The organism is Methanomicrobiales archaeon HGW-Methanomicrobiales-1 (genome assembly GCA_002839675.1).
Taxonomy (GTDB): Archaea; Halobacteriota; Methanomicrobia; order Methanomicrobiales; family Methanospirillaceae; genus Methanoregula.
On sequence record PGYM01000001.1, the window covers coordinates 590,164 to 609,578 of the forward strand.

The 19,415-nt window shown below is 48.5% G+C and carries 20 protein-coding genes and 2 tRNA genes; 3 read left to right on the forward strand and 19 right to left on the reverse strand.

The window, feature by feature from the left end:
- Positions 1–27: 27 nt before the first annotated feature.
- The 4 genes from CVV30_03090 to CVV30_03105 form a co-directional block, all read right to left on the reverse strand.
- Complete coding sequence (locus CVV30_03090) at positions 28–1,275, reverse strand: nucleotide sugar dehydrogenase (GenBank protein PKL70358.1); 1,248 nt, start codon at positions 1,273–1,275, stop codon at positions 28–30.
- The gene (locus CVV30_03095; GenBank protein ID PKL70359.1) at positions 1,248–2,186 is read right to left on the reverse strand and encodes a GDP-mannose 4,6-dehydratase; all 939 of its coding nucleotides are present in this window, start codon (positions 2,184–2,186) and stop codon (positions 1,248–1,250) included. The genes CVV30_03090 and CVV30_03095 overlap by 28 nt, the downstream gene beginning before the upstream one ends.
- Positions 2,187–2,346: 160 nt before the next feature.
- Complete coding sequence (locus CVV30_03100) at positions 2,347–3,192, reverse strand: phosphate ABC transporter permease (protein ID PKL70360.1); 846 nt, start codon at positions 3,190–3,192, stop codon at positions 2,347–2,349.
- A 179-nt stretch (positions 3,193–3,371) separates the two neighbouring features.
- Positions 3,372–3,444, reverse strand: a tRNA-Thr gene (locus CVV30_03105).
- 317 nt (positions 3,445–3,761) lie between these two features.
- Here CVV30_03105 and CVV30_03110 point away from each other — a divergent pair.
- Positions 3,762–5,006 carry a methanogenesis marker radical SAM protein gene (locus CVV30_03110; protein ID PKL70361.1) on the forward strand — a complete coding sequence of 415 codons (1,245 nt, stop codon included), beginning with the start codon at positions 3,762–3,764 and terminating at the stop codon, positions 5,004–5,006.
- Positions 5,007–5,517: 511 nt separating this feature from the next.
- On the opposite strand, the gene CVV30_03115 is transcribed toward CVV30_03110, so the two are convergent.
- From CVV30_03115 to CVV30_03185, 15 genes are all read right to left on the reverse strand, one after another.
- On the reverse strand, positions 5,518–6,018 hold the full coding sequence (locus tag CVV30_03115; protein ID PKL70362.1) for a DUF350 domain-containing protein: 501 nt from the start codon (positions 6,016–6,018) through the stop codon (positions 5,518–5,520).
- A 161-nt stretch (positions 6,019–6,179) separates the two neighbouring features.
- Positions 6,180–6,291, reverse strand: a tRNA-Met gene (locus tag CVV30_03120).
- Between the two features lie 66 nt (positions 6,292–6,357).
- Positions 6,358–7,833 (reverse strand): acetyl-CoA carboxylase biotin carboxylase subunit, encoded by a 1,476-nt coding sequence (accC, locus tag CVV30_03125; protein PKL70363.1) that lies wholly within the window; start codon positions 7,831–7,833, stop codon positions 6,358–6,360.
- On the reverse strand, positions 7,830–9,569 hold the full coding sequence (gene oadA, locus CVV30_03130) for an oxaloacetate decarboxylase subunit alpha (protein PKL70364.1): 1,740 nt from the start codon (positions 9,567–9,569) through the stop codon (positions 7,830–7,832). Before oadA ends, accC begins: the two co-directional genes overlap by 4 nt.
- Before the next feature lie 51 nt (positions 9,570–9,620).
- Positions 9,621–10,271: a hypothetical protein gene (locus CVV30_03135; GenBank protein ID PKL70365.1), complete on the reverse strand. Its 651-nt coding sequence runs from the start codon at positions 10,269–10,271 to the stop codon at positions 9,621–9,623.
- Positions 10,259–10,951 (reverse strand): ABC transporter, encoded by a 693-nt coding sequence (locus CVV30_03140; GenBank protein ID PKL70366.1) that lies wholly within the window; start codon positions 10,949–10,951, stop codon positions 10,259–10,261. The genes CVV30_03135 and CVV30_03140 overlap by 13 nt, the downstream gene beginning before the upstream one ends.
- Positions 10,948–11,619 carry an ABC transporter gene (locus CVV30_03145; GenBank protein ID PKL70367.1) on the reverse strand — a complete coding sequence of 224 codons (672 nt, stop codon included), beginning with the start codon at positions 11,617–11,619 and terminating at the stop codon, positions 10,948–10,950. Before CVV30_03145 ends, CVV30_03140 begins: the two co-directional genes overlap by 4 nt.
- Positions 11,616–12,125: a biotin transporter BioY gene (locus tag CVV30_03150; GenBank protein PKL70368.1), complete on the reverse strand. Its 510-nt coding sequence runs from the start codon at positions 12,123–12,125 to the stop codon at positions 11,616–11,618. Before CVV30_03150 ends, CVV30_03145 begins: the two co-directional genes overlap by 4 nt.
- A gap of 46 nt (positions 12,126–12,171) precedes the next feature.
- A complete protein-coding gene (locus CVV30_03155; protein PKL70369.1) occupies positions 12,172–13,152 on the reverse strand; it encodes a biotin--[acetyl-CoA-carboxylase] ligase in 981 nt (326 codons plus the stop codon).
- Between the two features lie 5 nt (positions 13,153–13,157).
- Complete coding sequence (locus tag CVV30_03160; GenBank protein PKL70370.1) at positions 13,158–13,580, reverse strand: hypothetical protein; 423 nt, start codon at positions 13,578–13,580, stop codon at positions 13,158–13,160.
- Between the two features lie 109 nt (positions 13,581–13,689).
- On the reverse strand, positions 13,690–14,265 hold the full coding sequence (locus CVV30_03165; protein ID PKL70371.1) for a hypothetical protein: 576 nt from the start codon (positions 14,263–14,265) through the stop codon (positions 13,690–13,692).
- Positions 14,262–15,695 carry an RNA-splicing ligase RtcB gene (locus CVV30_03170; protein ID PKL70372.1) on the reverse strand — a complete coding sequence of 478 codons (1,434 nt, stop codon included), beginning with the start codon at positions 15,693–15,695 and terminating at the stop codon, positions 14,262–14,264. The genes CVV30_03165 and CVV30_03170 overlap by 4 nt, the downstream gene beginning before the upstream one ends.
- An 87-nt stretch (positions 15,696–15,782) precedes the next feature.
- Entirely contained in the window at positions 15,783–16,190 is a 408-nt protein-coding gene (locus tag CVV30_03175) for a protein archease (GenBank protein ID PKL70373.1), read from the reverse strand.
- Positions 16,190–16,477, reverse strand: a complete 288-nt coding sequence (locus CVV30_03180; protein ID PKL70374.1) for a hypothetical protein — start codon at positions 16,475–16,477, stop codon at positions 16,190–16,192. Before CVV30_03180 ends, CVV30_03175 begins: the two co-directional genes overlap by 1 nt.
- A 56-nt stretch (positions 16,478–16,533) precedes the next feature.
- Positions 16,534–16,845, reverse strand: a complete 312-nt coding sequence (locus tag CVV30_03185; protein PKL70375.1) for a hypothetical protein — start codon at positions 16,843–16,845, stop codon at positions 16,534–16,536.
- A 222-nt stretch (positions 16,846–17,067) separates the two neighbouring features.
- On the opposite strand from CVV30_03185, the gene CVV30_03190 reads away from it, so the two are divergent.
- The gene (locus tag CVV30_03190) at positions 17,068–17,922 is read left to right on the forward strand and encodes a preprotein translocase subunit SecF (GenBank protein PKL70376.1); all 855 of its coding nucleotides are present in this window, start codon (positions 17,068–17,070) and stop codon (positions 17,920–17,922) included.
- Complete coding sequence (locus CVV30_03195) at positions 17,919–19,379, forward strand: preprotein translocase subunit SecD (protein PKL70377.1); 1,461 nt, start codon at positions 17,919–17,921, stop codon at positions 19,377–19,379. The genes CVV30_03190 and CVV30_03195 overlap by 4 nt, the downstream gene beginning before the upstream one ends.
- The last annotated feature ends 36 nt before the right edge of the window (positions 19,380–19,415 follow it).

Sequence of the window (19,415 nt, forward strand, 5' to 3'; positions counted from 1 at the left end):
ATTTTTGTTGGTTTTTATAAACCTATATTATAATCGGTAGTAGGTGATCCCATTTTCTTCTGCAGTTGTCTTGGCAATCATTCCACGGACATCAACGAGAAGGGGGTGGGCATTCATCAGGTTGTGGATGTAATCAATATTCATCGTTCTGAATGCATTATGCGCGACAGCAACGATAATAGCATCCACTTTTCTATCAAGTTCCGGAAGCGGTATTGCGCCGAATTTTTGGATGATGCTATCGGGCAACAGTGGATCATAACCGTACACATGAACGCCAAACTCTTTTAATTCCTTTACCATCTCTTCAACTGGGGATTCCCGGGTATCCGGAACATTTTCCTTATAGGTAAGCCCCATAATCAGGACACTCGATCCTTTGATAACTTTCCCTGCATTATTCAGCCCCTTGACCGCCATATCTGCAACATACTTGGGCATGGAATCATTGATTGAACGGCCTGCAAGAATTACCTGGGGATGATACCCGTATTCCTGTGCACGGGCAACAAGATAGTACGGATCGACGGGGATACAATGCCCGCCAACAAGACCCGGGGTAAAATGCATGAAGTTCCATTTCGTGCCGGCAGCTTCCAGAACATCTGCCGTATTGATACCGAGGCGGTGGAAAATAACCGTAAGTTCATTCATCAGCGCGATATTGAGATCCCTTTGGATATTCTCGATCACCTTTGCTGCTTCGGCAACCTGAATACTTCTTGCACGGTATACGGTTGTCACGTTCCCATACAGTATGGCGAGATCATCTAGTGTCTCATTATCCATGCCGGCGACAATCTTGATAATCTTTGCGAGTTCGTGTGCATCATCTCCAGGATTGATCCGTTCTGGAGAATATCCAATCCTGAACCCTTCCCCGCATTTCATACCGGATTCTTTCTCAAGGATAGGAAGGACGATCTCTTCTGTCACTCCCGGGTAAACCGTGGATTCAAGGACGACGGTTGCCCCTTTTTTCAGATGCCTGCCGGCAATTTCCACGGCGCCCCGGACCGGTGAGAGATCGGGCTGTTTGTTTTTTGTCACCGGTGTCGGGACACAAATCAGAATATAATCCGCGTTGTGAATCTCTTCGGGATTGCTGGTAGCATGAATTTTTGATCCGGATTTTTGTATTTGATCAATTTTGTTCCGATCAATATCAAACCCAATCGTCTCTACGTGCTGAGAAAACGCTTCAGCGAGAGGATAGCCGACATATCCAAGACCGATTACACATACCGTTACTTTGTCATCCTGTCCTGATACCATTGTATAGTCTCCTGTAATCCAGTCTTCACTGTGTATCGGGGATGATACCCGAAAGCTTCACGAGCACGGGAACTATCCGCGAGCGAATCATGAATATCCCCTGGGCGTGCCGGCTCGTAGACCGGAGTTGTCCTGATTCCGGTAATATCCATAATGAGTTCGGCAAGGGAGTTAAGATCAATCTGTTGGCCATACGCGATGTTGTATAATCCTTCAGCCGTGCTCCCCATCCCCCGAACATTTGCTTCTGCGACATCTTTCACGTAGGTAAAATCACGGGTTTGTGTACCATCGCCAAAGATGATCGGATGCTCGTGAGCAAGGATGCGGGTGATGAATTTCGGGATGACCGCAGCATAATCTGATTTTGGATCCTGTCGAGGACCAAAGACGTTGAAATACCGGAATGAAAGGGTCTTGAGTCCATAAAGTTCAGAGAAAACCCGTAAATACTCTTCGCCGGCATGTTTTGATACCGCGTAGGGAGATTTCGGACTGGGACACATGGATTCCTTTTTTGGGAGAGTCGGGGTGTCACCATATACGGAAGAAGAAGAAGCAAAGACAACTTTTTTCACACCTGCATCGCGTGCTGCCACAAGTATATTTAATGTTCCGGTTATATTAGCCTCATTGGTGGCAATAGGATTATTCACCGATCGTGCAACCGATGCAATAGCTGCTTCATGAAATATACCGTCAACGGATTCACATGCCGTTTTAAGCGTTGCCCTGTCTGTAATACTTCCGTGAATAAAGCGAATTTTTTTAATCCCTTCAAGGTGAAAAATATTTTCTTCCCTGCCGGAAAAAAAGTTATCGAGAATTATGATCTCATGACCGCATTCAGAGAGATTATCAACAATATGGGAACCAATAAATCCGGCTCCGCCCGTAACGAGATATTTCATATGATCCGTCTCAAAGATCTGATTGGGATTGTAATAATAGATTCCCTCCGTGTGCGGTAACTGTTGGATAATTTTAATTTAAATTTATTTTGAAAAATTCGATATAGTTGGTGTGACTATCAGATAACATGGAACTGTTCCCAGGGAGTTATCTATAATTTTAAACGATGTCCGCGTAATACTGCTCCATCCTACGGAAATAGAACATCCCGGAAACCAGCAGAACCACAACAACCCCAACGGAAACAAATATCATCGCTCCTGGAATTTCCGTACCTAGTAATGCCCACCGGAATCCTTCAATCACACCAGCCATTGGGTTCAGGCCATACAAGGGACGTATCGCTTCAGGGATCATGCTTGCAGGGTAGACAACCGGTGACGCATACATCCAGAGCTGAATGATGAAGGGGACCGTATACTGGAAATCCCGGTACTTGACATTCAGCGCTGAAAGCCAGAGCCCGATACCCAGTGAGGTAGCAAGTGCAAGCAGGATAAACAGGGGAAGGAAAACGACATTGATGGTTGGCACAAAACCATAGTATGCCATCATCAGGATAAGAATTGAAATGGAAACGGCAAAGTCCACAACCGGGGAGAGTATGCCAGAAATCGGCATGATTAGCCGGGGGAAGTACACCTTTGTCATGATGTTTGCATTTGCCACCATGCTCATCGTTGAGCGGGTGAGCCCTTCAGAAAATAGCATCCAGGGGAGGAGTGCAGCAAAAGAGAAGAGCGGGTATGGTATACCCTCAGATGGGATTTTTGCAAATCCTCCGAATATGACGGTAAAGATCACCATCATGAACAGTGGCTGAATGATTGCCCATAGGAAACCCAGAGCGGTCTGTTTGTAGCGGATTTTAATATCCCGTATCGTGAATGAAGTAAGAAGTTCCCGGTAATTCCAGAGTTCATGTAGATCAACCGGTACCCATTTACGCGGTGGACGTATGATTAGCGTGGGTGGTGAATCTTGAACATGTTCGGATTCTGTCATGAAAGCCAACTATGTTTTTGTATTGTCATTACATAAATTCTAGTGATTTTGTGAACGTGATAAATTCCACGTGAACATTTTCACAAACTGCATGATTTGCCATTCCATATCTTTGAATTCCTTGATATTATGAAGAAAAAAATTCATTTTTTTAAATTAAATCGAAAAGTGTTCAAAAAAGCCTCAGCCGTGATTTGAACACGGGACCTGCTGATTACAAGTCAGCCGCTCTGCCAACTAAGCCACTGAGGCGCCATATACTATAGGAATTAACTGGTAAAAAAGATGGTGCTGATTTCAAACGATCCACGGGTAGAATTGCCTTCTTTCACTTACGATCACAGGGTCCATAATTATTCCATTAAACAGCCCGGTATTCATTCCGCTTAAAGGATTATGATGCCAATCACTCATTTTTTCGCAAGTACCCTGAATAAAACATCATGAAATATGCTCGTAATATAAGCGGAATCTCCCATATGGATCATTTTCCTCGCTCCCTATAAGTATCACCCATCACCACCTTTCCAAACACATTTTACCGACAACAACCGACATAACATACAAAGATGGCTCACCTGACTGTTGACATCGGAGGAAGCCCGGGCATTAACTGCCACGGTTTCTGTGAATACTGCTACTTCAAACAGGTCAAGGGTGTCCAGCCGCTGGGGTGCCGGTACTGCCTCCCGTTCAAGAAAGGATGTGACTACTGCACCCGTGGGGTAAAGGAAGAGTACAGCGGATTTAAAGATCTAAAAACCATCGCTGATGAGACTCTTGCAAATCTCCAGACAAAACGAGGAGATATCGAACGGATCACTATCAGCGGTGGCGGGGACCCCAGTTGCTATCCACGATTCACCGAACTCATTGAACTGCTCGGAACTATGGAGGCTCCGCTCCATATCGGTTATACCAGCGGCAAAGGCTGGGATGATCCGGCAGTAGCCGATCTCCTGATCGACAACGGCCTGTCGGAAATATCATTCACCGTCTTTGCATCTGACCCGGCCCTTCGCAAACGTTACATGCACGATCCGACTCCGGAAGCCTCGTTGAAAATTGTGGAACGGTTATGTGAGGATGCCGATGTATACGCAGCAGCAGTTATCCTTCCGGGCATCAACGATGGAACAGTTCTCGAACAGACCTGTGAATGGCTGGATACCTACGGCGCAAAAGGATTAATCCTGATGCGGTTTGCTAATACAACCGAACATGGTCTTATCCTGGACAATGGCCCGATCATCCAAAACCAGCCGGTGCAGACCGTGGAATCTTTTCGTGATCTGATCGCGGATTTGAGCGTGAAATATAACCTGAAAATTTCTGGAACTCCCCTATGGGACCCGGATATCGGATCTCCGTTTGCGATTATCAGCGAACCGCAACTGGTACAGAAACTCCCCCGGGTAACCCGGAGGGCAACGGTCATCAGCGGGAGTGTGGCCACCCCCTATATCGAAAAAATCCTGTCTGCCTGTGGCTCTGACGTGCCTGTTATTCCCGTGAATAAAGAGATTGCGTGCCTCATCACAACCGATGATCTCCGGAAACTCGATCTATCTTCACTTGAACGCGCAGTTATCCTCCCCGGGCGGGCGTTTGTGTTTGACCCGGAAGCGCAGGAAATCCTTTCGGCCGATGGTATGGATCGCGAGGTTATCCGTGGGCCGGATATGCTGACAGCGGATGCTGAAACGAGTATGGGTATGACCCGCGATCAGGTTCTCGCTATGGAGATGGAAGGCTTTGCTGAACTGATACAGACTATAAACATGTACGGAAGCTCAAAAACTGTTAGCAAGTGATGGGGAACTGTTGAAAAGGGATTCCCCATCTTTTTTATGGGGCTGTATTTTGCATGGGGATTACCTTGAACGATATTCCCAGTAATCTCATGATTCCACCCCTGTCACTCAGGCATCCCCAACTATTTTGATAACCAGAATCATATTGACAAAGCTCCGGGGAAAATGTATTCTGCCTCATTACTCCCGTGAGGAAATCAGGCACTCACTTCACCTCAAAAATTCATCCCCGAAGAACTGCCTGCCTGTGGCGGTAGTTCGAGAGCGTTATCCTAATTCTGAACGTTTCAGGTCAAATGTAAGCATTCAATTTGATTTGTGTTCTAAATTTTCTTAAGTTGCTTGGTAGGACGCTGTCATGGTGGTTCAAGCGACACAATGGATAATGAATTCATCATTATTTTACCCACATGAAAAACGAAGAACCTAAAATAAATGCCTACCCAAACCGGGACCCACAAAGAAACCAAAACCCTCGCGAAATCGGAGGCGACTACCTAAAAAAAGAAGTTTAGAGAATTGCTGCAGTGATGCCAATAACACCTGACTGGATAATAACAGCAACAGCGATAATGACTCCACCCATCTCAAGCGCAACTGCAACGTTACCCTTCTTGAGCTCTTCGAACTCCTCAACACCTTTTGTCAGTTTGTCGAGGATGTTGAGCGCAAGGTAGATAGCGCCAACTGCGAGCACAATGCCCAGAACGAGCTGAATGATTGCGACACCGACAACAGTCATTCCATCGACAGAGAGAATGCCTAATGACAGTGCTTTATTGATTCCAACTGAAAGTCCCGAAACTCCTGACTGGACTACAAGCGCAATTGCAACAAATACTGCTGCGACAAGGATACCGACAGCAACGTTACCTTTTGCAAGTTCCTTTTCTTCATCAATTCCCTTGGTGATCTTTCCGAGCACCGAAAAGCCGATATACAGTGCCACAACGGCAAATATAATGGCAATTACCAATTGGACTAATCCAACAATTGCATTTTCCAAAAGCATAATTTCACTCCAGATTGCGTTATTATGTTCAATCAATCGGCAAATAAATATATCGTCAACTTATGAAAAATTCAAGGATATACATTGGATATTTTGTCGATCTGGATGAGAAATGAACGTTTATTTATCAAAGTTCCAAAAAAAATACAATAAAAACAGTATGCTGCGGGAGGGTTACGATCCCCCGATCTCCAGATGTCTCAAGCCTGAACGCTAAAAAACGTTCGATAAACCCTATGAGTCTGGCGCCCTAACCAGCTAGGCCACCGCAGCACAAAAGTGCATAATAAAAACGCGGTAAAAACAATTAAAGGTTCTGATGAGAGTTACTCTCGAATATCATACCTTTTTCTGCTGCAGGTAGGTATTGACTGCAGCAGTGATCGCGGCGACTTTTTTACCCTGGTCGAATGAACCCGCGAGGGTTTGCATTCGCGTCTCCTCGTCACGCTTGTACCGTTCCAGTGTACTTAAGATGTGCTCTTCTTGCAGGAAGTGAGTATGGGTATTTCCTTCGATATACTGCTGGTTGTTCATGATCGCGTAGTGGAGGGGAAGTGTGGTCTTCACTCCGAGGATAATGTACTCCGATATCGCTCTGCGCATGCGTCTGATCGCATCCGCACGGGTTTGATCCCATGCACAGAGCTTCGCGATCATGGAGTCATAGATGGGGGAAATGGTGTATCCCATGTGGATTCCGCTGTCGATCCTGATACCCGGTCCTCCGGGTGAGCGGTAACGGACAATCTTTCCGGGATCTGCCGCAAAATTGTTGAGGGGGTCCTCAGCATTGATCCTGCACTCGATAGCATGGCCCCGGATGGAGATATCCTGTTGTTCGAAGGGTAAGGACTCACCGGCTGCAATCGCAAGCTGCTGTTTGACAATATCTACACCCGTGATGAACTCTGTAATCGTATGCTCGACCTGAAGGCGGGTGTTCATCTCCATAAAGTAATAATTGCCATTGCTGTAGAGGAACTCTACTGTCCCTGCATTGGTGTAATCCGATGCCCTGGCTGCCCTGAGTGCGGAGTCTGCCATACGCTCCCGTAATTCCGGGGTCATGATCGGGCAGGGTGCCTCTTCTATCAGTTTCTGGTGCCGGCGCTGGATAGAACATTCACGTTCATAGAGATGGACGGCGTTACCGTGTTCATCGGCAAAAATCTGGAATTCAATATGCCGGGGTTTGACCAGATATTTCTCAATGAAGACCGTGGCATCGCCAAATGCAGACTGGGCGATTCGCATGCTGGCCGAGATCGCCTCATCCATATCTTTCTCATCGTTTACGATCTGCATCCCGATACCGCCACCACCGGCACTGGCCTTGACAATGACCGGGTACCCAATCTCGGATGCGATCTTCTTTGCCTCTTCAGGATCTTTGATGCCACCTTCCGTGCCTGGGACAACCGGGACCCCGTGCTCTTTCATCATCTGCTTGCTGCCGATCTTGGATCCCATCGCTTTGATGGTCTTCCAGCGCGGTCCGACAAAGGTGACGTTTTCTTCAAGACAGAGTTTTGCGAATTTATAGTTCTCGGCTAAAAATCCGTATCCCGGGTGCACCGCATCCGCCCCGCTTTTTTTGGCGATATCGATGATTCGCTCCATATTGAGGTAGCTTTTTGACGGGTGGGCTTCCCCGACCTGGAATGCCTCATCGGCATATCTTACATGGAGTGCATTTTTATCGGCAGTGGAATAGATTGCTACCGTCTCGATATCGAGCTCGCGGCAGGCTCTCATTACGCGGATGGCGATCTCGCCCCGGTTTGCTATCAGCAGTTTTTCGAAATATTTCATTGCACCACCAGCAGAACATCGCCATTTTTGACGATATCTCCGGTATCAACAAAGATCTCTGTAACTTTACCGTCAATCGGGCTGTGAATGGGATTTTCCATCTTCATTGCTTCAAGAACGACCAGCGTGTCACCTTTCTTGACTACTGCACCCCTGCTGACATTGACCTTCAGGACCATGCCCTGCATATTGCTCTTGATGCCGCCTTCAAAATTTCCCTGGGGTATCTTCTGCTGGGAGACGCTTGCCACTTCCACCTTGCTGCCCCCGACAGATACAATGCGTACGGTAAATACTTCCCCGTCAACTTCGACTTCCATCTCGCTGGGGACATCCGTCTTAGGCTGCATGGCCATCTGCATCTGGGGTAGCGGCTCGGGTGGTCGTTCACCTTTCAGGAATGCCGGGGCAATTGCCGGGTAGATGATATAGGTAAGAATGTCCTCTTCCTTTTTTACGAGGCCCGCTGCGGTTGCTTCTGCTTTCATTTTCTCGTACGATGGTTCCAGTAAGTCAGCAGGCCGGACCGTGACAACTGCGTCATTACCAATGATCAGGTGACGTATTTTCTCGCTGACCGGCGCCGGGGATTTCCCATAGAGCCCGTGAATATAGTCTTTTACTTCCTTAGTTACGTTCTTGTAACGATCCCCGCCTACGAGAACATTCAGGACGGCCTGTGTCCCGACAATCTGGCTGGTGGGAGTAACGAGTGGAGGATAGCCGAGATCCTCTCGCACGCGGGGTATCTCGGCAAGCACTTCCTCCATCCGGTTGAGGGCATCCTGTTCCTGAAGCTGTGATACGAGGTTGGAGATCATACCGCCGGGAAGCTGGTAGATGAGGACATCGGAATCAACCCTTTCTGATATCGGGTTGACCAGGGCGCCATATTTTTCGCGTATCTGTAAACAGGTATTCCGCACAGGCCGCAGTCTCAGCAGGTCAATGCCGGTGTCATAGGGTGTTCCCTTCAACGCGGCTACGATGCTTTCTGTAGGGGGTTGCGAAGTACCCATTGAGAACGGGGACATGGCCGTATCAAGGATATCCACTCCGGCCTCTACCGCAGCCTGGTAGCTCATCGGAGCAATCCCGCTCGTTGAATGGCTGTGCAGGCAGACTTTGATGTCCACCGCTTTTTTGATCCCCGTTATGAGTTCCCGCGCCGCTTCGGGCATGATAAGCCCTGCCATGTCCTTGATACAGATCGAATCACAATCATGCGCAGCGAGTTCTTTTGCCATTTCGATGAAGGTGCTGGTGTTATGGACCGGGCTCGTTGTATAGCATATGGTGCCCTGCAGGTGCGCACCGGCCAACTTTACCTGGTCCATCGATCGTTTCATATTCCGGATATCATTTAATGCATCAAAGACTCGGAAGACATCCACACCATTTTTATGTGCCGCTGCCACGAATTTATCGACAACATCATCGGAATAATGCCGGTACCCGACAAGGTTCTGGCCCCGGAGAAGCATCTGGATCGGTGTGCGTTTTAGTTCTGCTTTGAGTTGACGAAGACGGTCCCATGGGTCGTCGTTTAAAAACCGGATGCACGTATCGAAGGTTGCCCCGCCCCATGCTTCAACGGAAAAAAAACCGCACTTGTCGAGTCCCTCTGCCAGGGGAATCATGTCCTCTGTCCGGAGTCTCGTGGCTATAAGCGACTGGTGCGCGTCACGGAGGGTGGTATCCGTGATTTTGACTTTGTGAGGAGCGGCGGAGTACATGGGTTGACCTCTGCGGGACAATTCTATCAAATTTAGCCTCTCAAAAATTCATCAGGATAGTATAAAAAATGCACTAACGGGAATCATGGCGATGACTGCTGCGCATACAGCAAAAAATGCGGCAACAAAATCTCCCTTCTCCCGGGTAAAGACCGGAACGCAGGTTCCGCCATGGATGTATCCTCTTATTGCCAGAAGTTCTGCAGTATCTTCTGCCCGCAGGAGCGTCTCATGGATAAGAACTCTGCCGACAGGAATGATGCTCTGTAAACCAGATCGGATCCCTTTCATCCGCTCCGCAGCGAGTATCCGGTCAAAATCGATGGTAAGTGCGTTCAAATTCTGTAGCGCCATCTCAGCAAGCATGCCGAGTTCGAAACCATTGCGGTTTCCAAAGAGCCAGCAACCGAGGTTCAAAAACTCCCCCCGTTTCTGCCCGGAAAGAAACCAGATCCCTATGAGAATGACAATCATCATCCGGAAGAAGTAGGAGAGTCCGCCTCCCCCGGTAATTTCGAGTATAATACTGAAAACCCCAATAAGTGCTATGGAGGGAAGGACAAGCCGGTATTTCAGCACAAGGTGGAGATTAGGAGTAAAGATCATCCACCAGAAAAATGCTGCAATGGCCCCCGGAATGCTTAAGAATGCTATGAGGGACAGGAGTGTTGCCACTCCGGTCCGCAGCCTTATGTCCTGCATGCCACCTCTATAAGATCATCAGGAGAGATGTTCCCCGGTATTTTGCCTGAGGCAACCAGTGTTCTGATCAGGGATGGTATGTGGTGCCAGTTCCGAAGACCTTCGGGCGGTGAGCCGCAGTTCCTGAGCTGGCCGTCCTCAATTTCCCAGATATGCCCAATCCGGGGAAAGATTGCCTGTTCATGGGTAAACAGTATGGTAATGCCATGGGAACGCCCGGAAAGGATGTTGCATATGCGCTGTTTCTCGCAAACATCGAGAGAACTGAATGGTTCATCAAGGATGAGGAGATCGTACTGGTTTGCAAGGACACAAGCCAGGTGGAGCCGCATCAATTCGCCCCTGCTTAAGCGGAAGGGATCATAATCCCTTTTCGCCTCAAGATTGATTGACGAGAGGATGATGGTCGGGTCAAGACCCCATGATTCACATTCCTCACGGACGGTTGTTCCCGTTATATGGTATTCGGGAAACTGGAACGAGATCATGAGCGAGGAGACCTGGTCGCGAATGACCGAGCCCGACGCTGCGGAAAACAGGCCCGCCATCATCAGTGCGAGTGTGGATTTTCCACTGCCTACATCCCCGCTGATGAGGTGAATCCCCTCAGTGAAGCTTCCCTCCGCAGAAAGACGCCAGTTTCCGCGTTTTATTTCTACACCCTCAAGCCCCAGTCTCATACTCTGCACTTCCATGCGAGTGGAAAAAAGGGCGAGTCTTCAAGAGCTGAAAAGACCTTCTCCGGTGTTCCGGAAAACCGGACCCGGCCATTTTCCAGAAATATGAGGTGATCACTCACTGAAGCGGTTTCCATATCCTGCGTACTACGGATTATGAAGGGAATATTCGAATGTTGGATGATCCCATCTATCGATTGCATACACCGCGCATCCATATGCGAGTCACATTCATCGAGAATGAGAACCCGGGGATTCTGGATCATCGCTGCTGCGAGAGCAACGAGTACTTTTTCGCCCCCGGATAGTTCTCTCACCGGCCGATCTGACAGCCGGGCAATCCCGAACCGTTCCAGGACTTCATCCATACGCCGGGTGATCTCTTCAATTGGGCGGTGCTTGAAGCGGAGCGAGGATGCAATTTCATCAGCAACAGTCTCGAACAGGAAATTGCGATCGGGAAATTCATTGACCCATCCGATCTCTGACCGGCGTGGTTCTATGCCTTCAATGAGGATAGTGCCCGTATTCGGAAGAAAAATGCCGGCACAGAGTTTCAGGAGCGTGGTCTTCCCGCTGCCATTTGCTCCGATAACCGAAGTAACTCCGGTTCTAATCGTGAGTGACTCAATCGCCAAAGTACGATAGCGGAGATTTTCAATGCGGATCATGAGAGTCGCTTTCCGATTAGATATGCGGCAGCAGCTTTGATCACGTCGCCCGGGAAAAATGGCAGCGCGCCGGTAACGATCGCCGGAATGAATCCGAGTTGTAAGGAATACATCAGCCAGGTGACCCCAAACAGGTAGATTACTGCGGTTGCAGCAATGATCCCACTAATACGGATTACTCGTGACTTGTTTTCCCAGGCAAGTCCTGTGATAAGAGCGGCGAAGATAAACCCGATAAGGTAGCCCCCGCTGGGCCCGAGGAGTACGCCAATTCCTGCCATGCCATTATGGAACAGGGGCAGGCCCAATACCCCCAGGATTACGTAGAGCAGTACCGGGATCGCGCCATAACGATGCATGACGATCCCGGCCAGTAAGACAAAGAGGGTCTGGATCGTAAAAGGGATGTTTCCGATGGGAAGCGAGATCCAGCTGCCCAGTGCTATAAGCCCGATAAATGCTGCGGAATAGGCAATAATCCGGGATCGCTGCAAATCTCCAAACATCGTCAACCATTAAAAAAATGATGGTTGACGATAAAAAAGTGTCCGTTTACTGTTGATAACAATCGCCGGCGATTACCCGCTCCAGTTTCCCATTGTCCTTCCGGACAATGAGCGCGCCGAACTCGTCGATATCGATCGCCTCGCCTTCAAAACTATTCTTGAGGGTCCGTATCTGGACACGGTTCTCCAGTGTGGCTGAGAGGCTCTTCCATTCCTGGGTGATCGCATCATACTCACCGCTTTCTACGAGCTGGTACCGGTTTTCAAATTCCCGTAATATGCGTGCAAGGAATGATGCCCGGTCAACCTCGTGCCCGACCTCCGCGCTGATGGAGGTGATATCCCGCTGGAGGTCTGCGGTGAAATCCTTGACCGGGTTATTGACATCGATCCCGATACCGAGCAGGCAGTAGTGGACCGTATCAGCTTCTGCAGCCATCTCGAGAAGCAGGCCGCCTATTTTTTTCTTCCCGATGAAAATATCATTGGGCCATTTGATCAATGCCCCGATCTCGAATTCTTTCCTGATTGCCCGTGCTACCGCCACAGAACCGGCCATTGTGATCATAAAGATATGGTCAACCGGGACCTGTGGTTTTAAGATCACCGTGATCCAGATCCCTCCGGAAGGCGAGATCCAGGCTCTTCCCATCCTCCCAACGCCACCGGTCTGTTCTTCAGCAATAATTACCGTGCCATGAAGTTTTTTTGGTTCCCCATCAGAACAGAGCTGTTTTCCCACACTATTCGTCGAGGGTGTGTGCTCGAAATACCGGAGGTTTGTGCCAAAAACCTGGGTGTGAAGTTTCTTATGAACCTCATAGGGCAGGAGTTTGCTGCTGGAATGCACGAGCCGGTAACCTTCCTTCTGGGATGACTGGATATCATAACCCATAAGCCGGAGTTCCTTGATGTTCTTCCAGACCGCCGAGCGGGTGACGCCGAGCTCGTTGCTGATAGCTTCTCCGGATATCGGCGCGATGGCCCGTTCAAGAATCTCAAGCACTTTGAATGCGGAATTCGGCATGGAATTTACCGCCGTGAATCACTTTGTTCTGAAGGCAGCGGACAGGGATCTTTACCACAGACCTGTTTGATGATGGCCGACTGGTTTTCCATCAGGGTGGCAAGATCGAAGATGCCGGTGATGTCAACAATGCCAATTGCCCCGATTGCATTTCCGTCATTATCCCTGATTGGAGAAACGGTTACCGGGACCCCTTTATACGCACCACTGGAGGGGATGGTTTTGATCATCCGGTTTGTTGAGATTGCCTCCATTAGGATCGGACCGTTATAGTTGCGATCGATCACTGTTCCATCTTCAATACGTATACCGTTTTTATCCCGTGATTTGGCGGTAACCGGCAGGTGGTGGATCAGTTCGTGGACTGCAAGGATAACTGGTTCGAGATCGCCTGCATCAGCGCTGCAGGACAAAGTATAGTGGTGCATGGAATTCGCCTCATATGTCTGGTGATTTTCTATCTAGATGAATATTGTGTATAACGATATGCGATCCCGGTGGAGGAATTCAAAAAAAAAAGATAAGAAAAAATGAGGTCTAAAGGTTTGTCTGCGACCCTTCGCAACAGAACTTTTTTAAGAAATTTCGCGAGGGATATTCGTGAACGCTGGTGATGACAATTTTTCCTTTTCCCACTTGTTTTTCTATGATTACATCCGCAGATTCTGCTTTACCAACGCAAATGCCATCATGGGATAGGAACGAGCCATCGCACTCGATACAGTCGGGATCATAATCTTCAATCAGGGAAGTCGTATCGGACGATTCACTACAATCAATCCGGCGGGGATGGCAGTCGTGCTGGTAGGTAACGCTGAACGGAAGCCAGTCATAGACGTCCGCCTTTTCTGTTGAGGCACCAAAAACAAGGAGATTTCCGCCATTTTCTACAAATTTTTTGATTCTTGGGGAAGATGCACGGAGCGCCGGGAGAAGATTGGAATAGAGGTGATTTGCAAATCCTGTCGGGATGATCAGGCAGTTGAAGGTCCCCCGGTAGAACGGAGCTGCAAGCATATAGGGGGTGACGAGTTCGCATGCAATCCCGCAATCCTCAATATACCTGTTAAAATGCTGGGGTGTCCCCCACACAAACCCTGCGCGGCAACTCAACCCTTGATCACTCCCAGGGGGGAAAGGCGTGCAACCAGCCGGGAGATCCCCACATCGTGCACCACGTTTACCACTTCATCGCTGGATTTATAGACCTCCGGTGCTTCATCGGCAATCGCATTCTCGCTGTGGGCCCGCACAATAATTCCCGCTTTCAGCAGATTTGCGGTAATATCCTTGCCGCTCAGCATCTTTTTTGCCTGGGAACGGCTCATGATGCGTCCAGCCCCGTGACAGGTACTGCCAAAGGTCTTTTCCATCGCAGTCTTTGTTCCCCGCAGGACAAAGGATGACGTTCCCATGCTGCCGGGAATAATCACCGGCTGGCCGATCCGGAGCAGATCAGCAGGAAGTTCTTCCGAACCGGGACCGAAGGCCCGGGTAGCACCCTTTCGGTGGACGCAGACTTTGGTCTGTTTTCCATCAACATCATGTTCTTCGAACTTTGCAACATTATGTGCCACATCATAGACCAGTGGCATGTCGTCGTACTCGATCCTGAACATCCTTGCAAGTACCTGCCGGACGGTATGGGTGATGAGCTGCCGGTTTGCCCAGGCATAATTTGCCGAGGCAGCCATTGCACCAAAATAGTCCTTTCCTTCAGGAGACATGATAGGTGCACAGGCAAGTTGCCGATCCGGCAGGGTGATATGATATTTTTTTGTTGCACTTTCAAGAAGTTTCAGGTGATCGGTGCATACCTGGTGTCCGAGCCCCCGCGAACCGCAGTGGATCATACAGCAGACCTGTCCCAGGCTGATACCAAATGCCTGTGCCGCCTCCGGATCGAAGATCTCCCGGACTACCTGCATTTCAAGAAAATGGTTGCCGGATCCTAATGTCCCCCCCTGAGGGACTCCCCGCTGTTTTGCCTTGGCAGAAACCACGTGACTGTCAGCCTGTTTCATAAACCCGCCATCTTCGCACCGGAGAAGATCGTGACGGGTCCCATATCCTGCATCAACCGCCCAGGCTGCCCCTTTTATCATCATTCCGTCAAGATTCTGGGGGGATATCCGGAGGGAACTCTTTCCTCCAACACCGGTGGGTACTGCCTTGAAAAGTTCTTCGATCAGGTCACGGCGCCCGGAAACGTCTTTTTGTTCCAGGGGTGTGGTGAGCAACCTCACCCCGCAGTTGATATCAAACCCGACACCCCCGGGAGATATCACCCCTTCATCCAGTGAGAATGCTGCAACGCCCCCGATGGGAAAACCATACCCCCAGTGAATGTCCGGCATGGCGAGCGAATGCCGGATAATCCCGGGCATGGTTGCCACGTTTGCCAGCTGCTGGATTGCGCCGGATTCCAGGCTGGCTCCCAATGCTTCAGAAAGGAAAAATTTTCCCGGAACTCTCATGCCCGGGACAAACCCCACCGGTATTTCCCATTCGTTTATACCGGTTTGTAGCACACCGTCAAGCATCAGTCTTCATCCTCATCTTCTGGATAATTGTATTGAAGGACATACCTTTGATCATATACTGGTCTGTCCCAATTTTTATGTTTAGATCTATACATCAAATAAGATATCCAGCATATATCCGTTCGCATCTTTCTGGATTATTAATCCTGAATAGGAAATCCCTTTCACTTCGGTTCCTGATGAATGCCGCAATGGATCAAATAATTCCCCTTTGAGAATTGCGGTCAGGTTCAGACCATCGATTATTATATCCGCTTGAGAAAAAACCAATCCTTCAACTTCAGCAATAAAGAGCACTTCAGAGAGAAAATCGATGAGAAGTGATTCGATCGTATCTGATTCTATCCGGATCTCTTTTGTTATTGCAACCTTTCGGTCTGTTCCATATACGACCTGCATTAGCGCAAGGAATGCATCGGTAAACAGGGCATCGAGCGTTAATGCCCGTGCCCGAATTTTTACATCAGCCGTATGAGAGATCTCTTCAAAACTCATCAGTATTCGTGCCTGGCCAGATCGTTATCATCAAAGAACGGTATCATTTCCATATGGATACTGTGCAGGAACCGTGCCTGGTGGATAGAGATATAGATGGTATGATTTCCCGCTTTTAAGAGAAGGTCTGTTTTTTTCGGTGGCTTTACCTGAACCGGTAAAAGAATCGGCCCCCCGCAGGATGTACTGATACGAAAATCACAGTTCCGCTTATTGATAAAATCGATTACTTCGGGAACAATTGTGACCTCGCTTACACCAGCGCGGTCATAAGAATCGGAATGCATGATGCTATAATGATAGGAAGGGTAGGGTAAAAACGGTATTGGATCCGGTGGAATAATCAGCAGACGTCTACAATCCTGATAACAATGTCGTAATATTTTTCCTTGAGTTCATAGCTGTTCACTCCATCGGTATTTCGCGTTGCATGGAGTATACCGAGCCGGGAAGCAATGATGCCAACCATGGATGCAATTGCATGGAATGTTACAACATACTGCTTTTGCAGTTCTGCAACAATTTCTGCAATGGTGATGGATTTTATCTTTACAAAGAGCCTGAGTACTTCACGCCGGATTCCTGTCCTGTCCCGGGAAAGGTAGGATCGCAGGCGTCCTTCAATGACTCTCTTGATCTCTGAGGGAGATCTCATACTTTTAGTGTCAAAGTTCCAGGTATATATATTTATTGAAATTGCGCGTTTTAAAATCGCAGAATGGAAATCCAGCCATTTTAAAAAGGAACAATTTTTTTCTGCGAAATTGGAAAAATGCGAACAATTGGAGAAAAAACTGCAGCAGATATCACCAGATTCAAATACGGTCTATTGCGACTCTGGTAACTATTTAATTGTCGATTGACAGATGATTATGACATGGGATTTATCAAATATGATATTGAAAAATATTCACCAAAACAACTGGTGATAATCCCGCTCGTACTTCTTGTAATTGCTCTCATACTGCTGGCTCTGAATACGGCATCAACGGGAATGCCCGTGACTCCGGGTATTGATTTTTCCGGTGGGATAGCGGTTACAGTAGTTACTACGGATACGCGGGATCAGATTCAGGCAACCTTTTCTGAATATCCGCTGATCGATATCAGCGAAGGTGTGAACGATGGGAAGTTTTTGAAATTCAAATCAATGGATGATGCAAAATTCAAGTCGCTGACATCCTTGATCACCCAGAAATATCCGGATGCAAAGATCGACCAGATTGGAGAATCTTTTGGGAAAACCCTGCAATCCCAGGCTCTTGTGGCACTGCTGTTTTCCTTTATTGGTATGGCAATTGTAATCTTTTTAGCATTCAGGACCTTTGTTCCGGCAGTTGCGGTCATTCTTTCAGCGTTTGCTGACATGGTGATGACTGCAGCAGCGATGAATATCGTTGGAATTCCGCTGACCCTGGGAACTGTTGCAGCACTACTCATGCTTATCGGGTATTCCGTTGACAGTGATATCCTTCTTACCAACCGTGTTCTGAAGCGGCAGGGAAAACTCAATGAAAAACTTGTCGGGGCATTTAATACGGGTATCACCATGACCACAACAACGCTTGCGGCAACGGTGGCGCTGTTCCTCGTTTCATGGTTTGGCTCGGTGCAGATACTCATGGAGATATCCGCTGTGCTTCTGATTGGCCTGATATTTGATATCATGAATACCTGGCTGACGAATGCCGGCATCCTGAAATGGTATGCGCAGAAAGGTGGTGTCAAATGAATACCTCTGCGTTAAAGGCACTCGTTTCTGACTGGCGGGTTGCCATGCTCATCATCCTTGTCGTTCTTTCCGTAGTGGCGATATATCCCCATTACGATCAGGATGGGAAAATGGTCTCGAATCTCCAGTATGGCCTGGATCTCCAGCAGGGGTCGTGGTTGCAGCTGGAATTCCGCGCAGAAGTGGTAGGTTTTTCTACTGACCGCCCTCTTGAAGAGTTCGTCACGGATTTATCCGAGAAACTGGATACTGAAGTAATACTCGTGGATCCGACGCATATTGAGATCCGGAAATATTATTCACAAGATGCGCTCGAACCCATCTTTACAACCGCGGGAGGAAAAATCAATACGTACCAGCAGGGTGTTTCAAAAGCCACTGCTGAGGATGTCAAACGTATTCTTGAAAATAAGATTAACACTCTTGGGACCAAGGATGCAAAGGTCAACACCCTGACCGGTATGAATAATATTGCCCGCTATATCCGTGTCGAACTCGCCGGTGTGGATATGAAACAGGCACAGGAAATTGTCGGGAAACAGGGTAAATTTGAGATCCGTATCCAGACGGTTGGTGACCAGAGCGAACATGTCCTGTTTGGCGATGCGATCACCAGTGTCCAGAATCCCACCCAGGTGCCTGCCGGCAGTGATCACTGGGGTGTTGGATTTACCTTAAGTGATTCCGGTGCAGCTGCATTCCGGAACGGGGCAATAAAATATGGGGCAACGGTCGATCCGGCAAATCACTACCTGGTCATGCTCCTTGACAACAAGACGGTTTATTCAGCACCGCTATCTGAGGACCTTGCCGGAAAACTTCAGGCAGAGGATACCCGGCAGCTCTTTGCCTCAACCGGAACGGGCAAAACCGGAACCCAGCAGGCAACCACTCTTGAAATCCACCTCAGAGCAGGAGCCCTGCCCGTTGATGTGAATATAGCCGGTTCTGGCGGAGTATCCGCCCCGCTCGGTGAACGGTATAAGATGATGGCACTGCTTGCCGGTATCTTTGCTCTGATCACCGTTGGCTTTGTAATCTACTTCCGGTACCGCGAATCCAGCATTGTGTTACCCATGGTGTTGATCAATGCCTCTGAAATTGTCATCCTTCTCGGGATCATCAGTCTCATCAAGTTCCAGTTGGATCTTCCGACCATTGCCGGTTTAATTGCGGTAGTAGGTACAGGTATTGATCAGCTGGTCGTGATCACCGATGAGATCCTGCATGAAGGAAAGGTACCTTCACCGAATCTCTACCTCAAGAGACTTTCGCGTGCACTGGGTATTATCGTCGTTGCCGCAGCAACGGTAGTGATCGCAATGCTGCCCCTTGCGCTGATGGATCTCTCCACGCTCAAGGGATTTGCCATCATCACGATTCTCGGTGTACTCGTCGGGGTCTTAATCACCCGTCCGGCATACGGGAAGATCATCATGCAGATCCTCTCCAAGTAACAATACCATAGATTTATCTTTTTTTTAATCGACTAA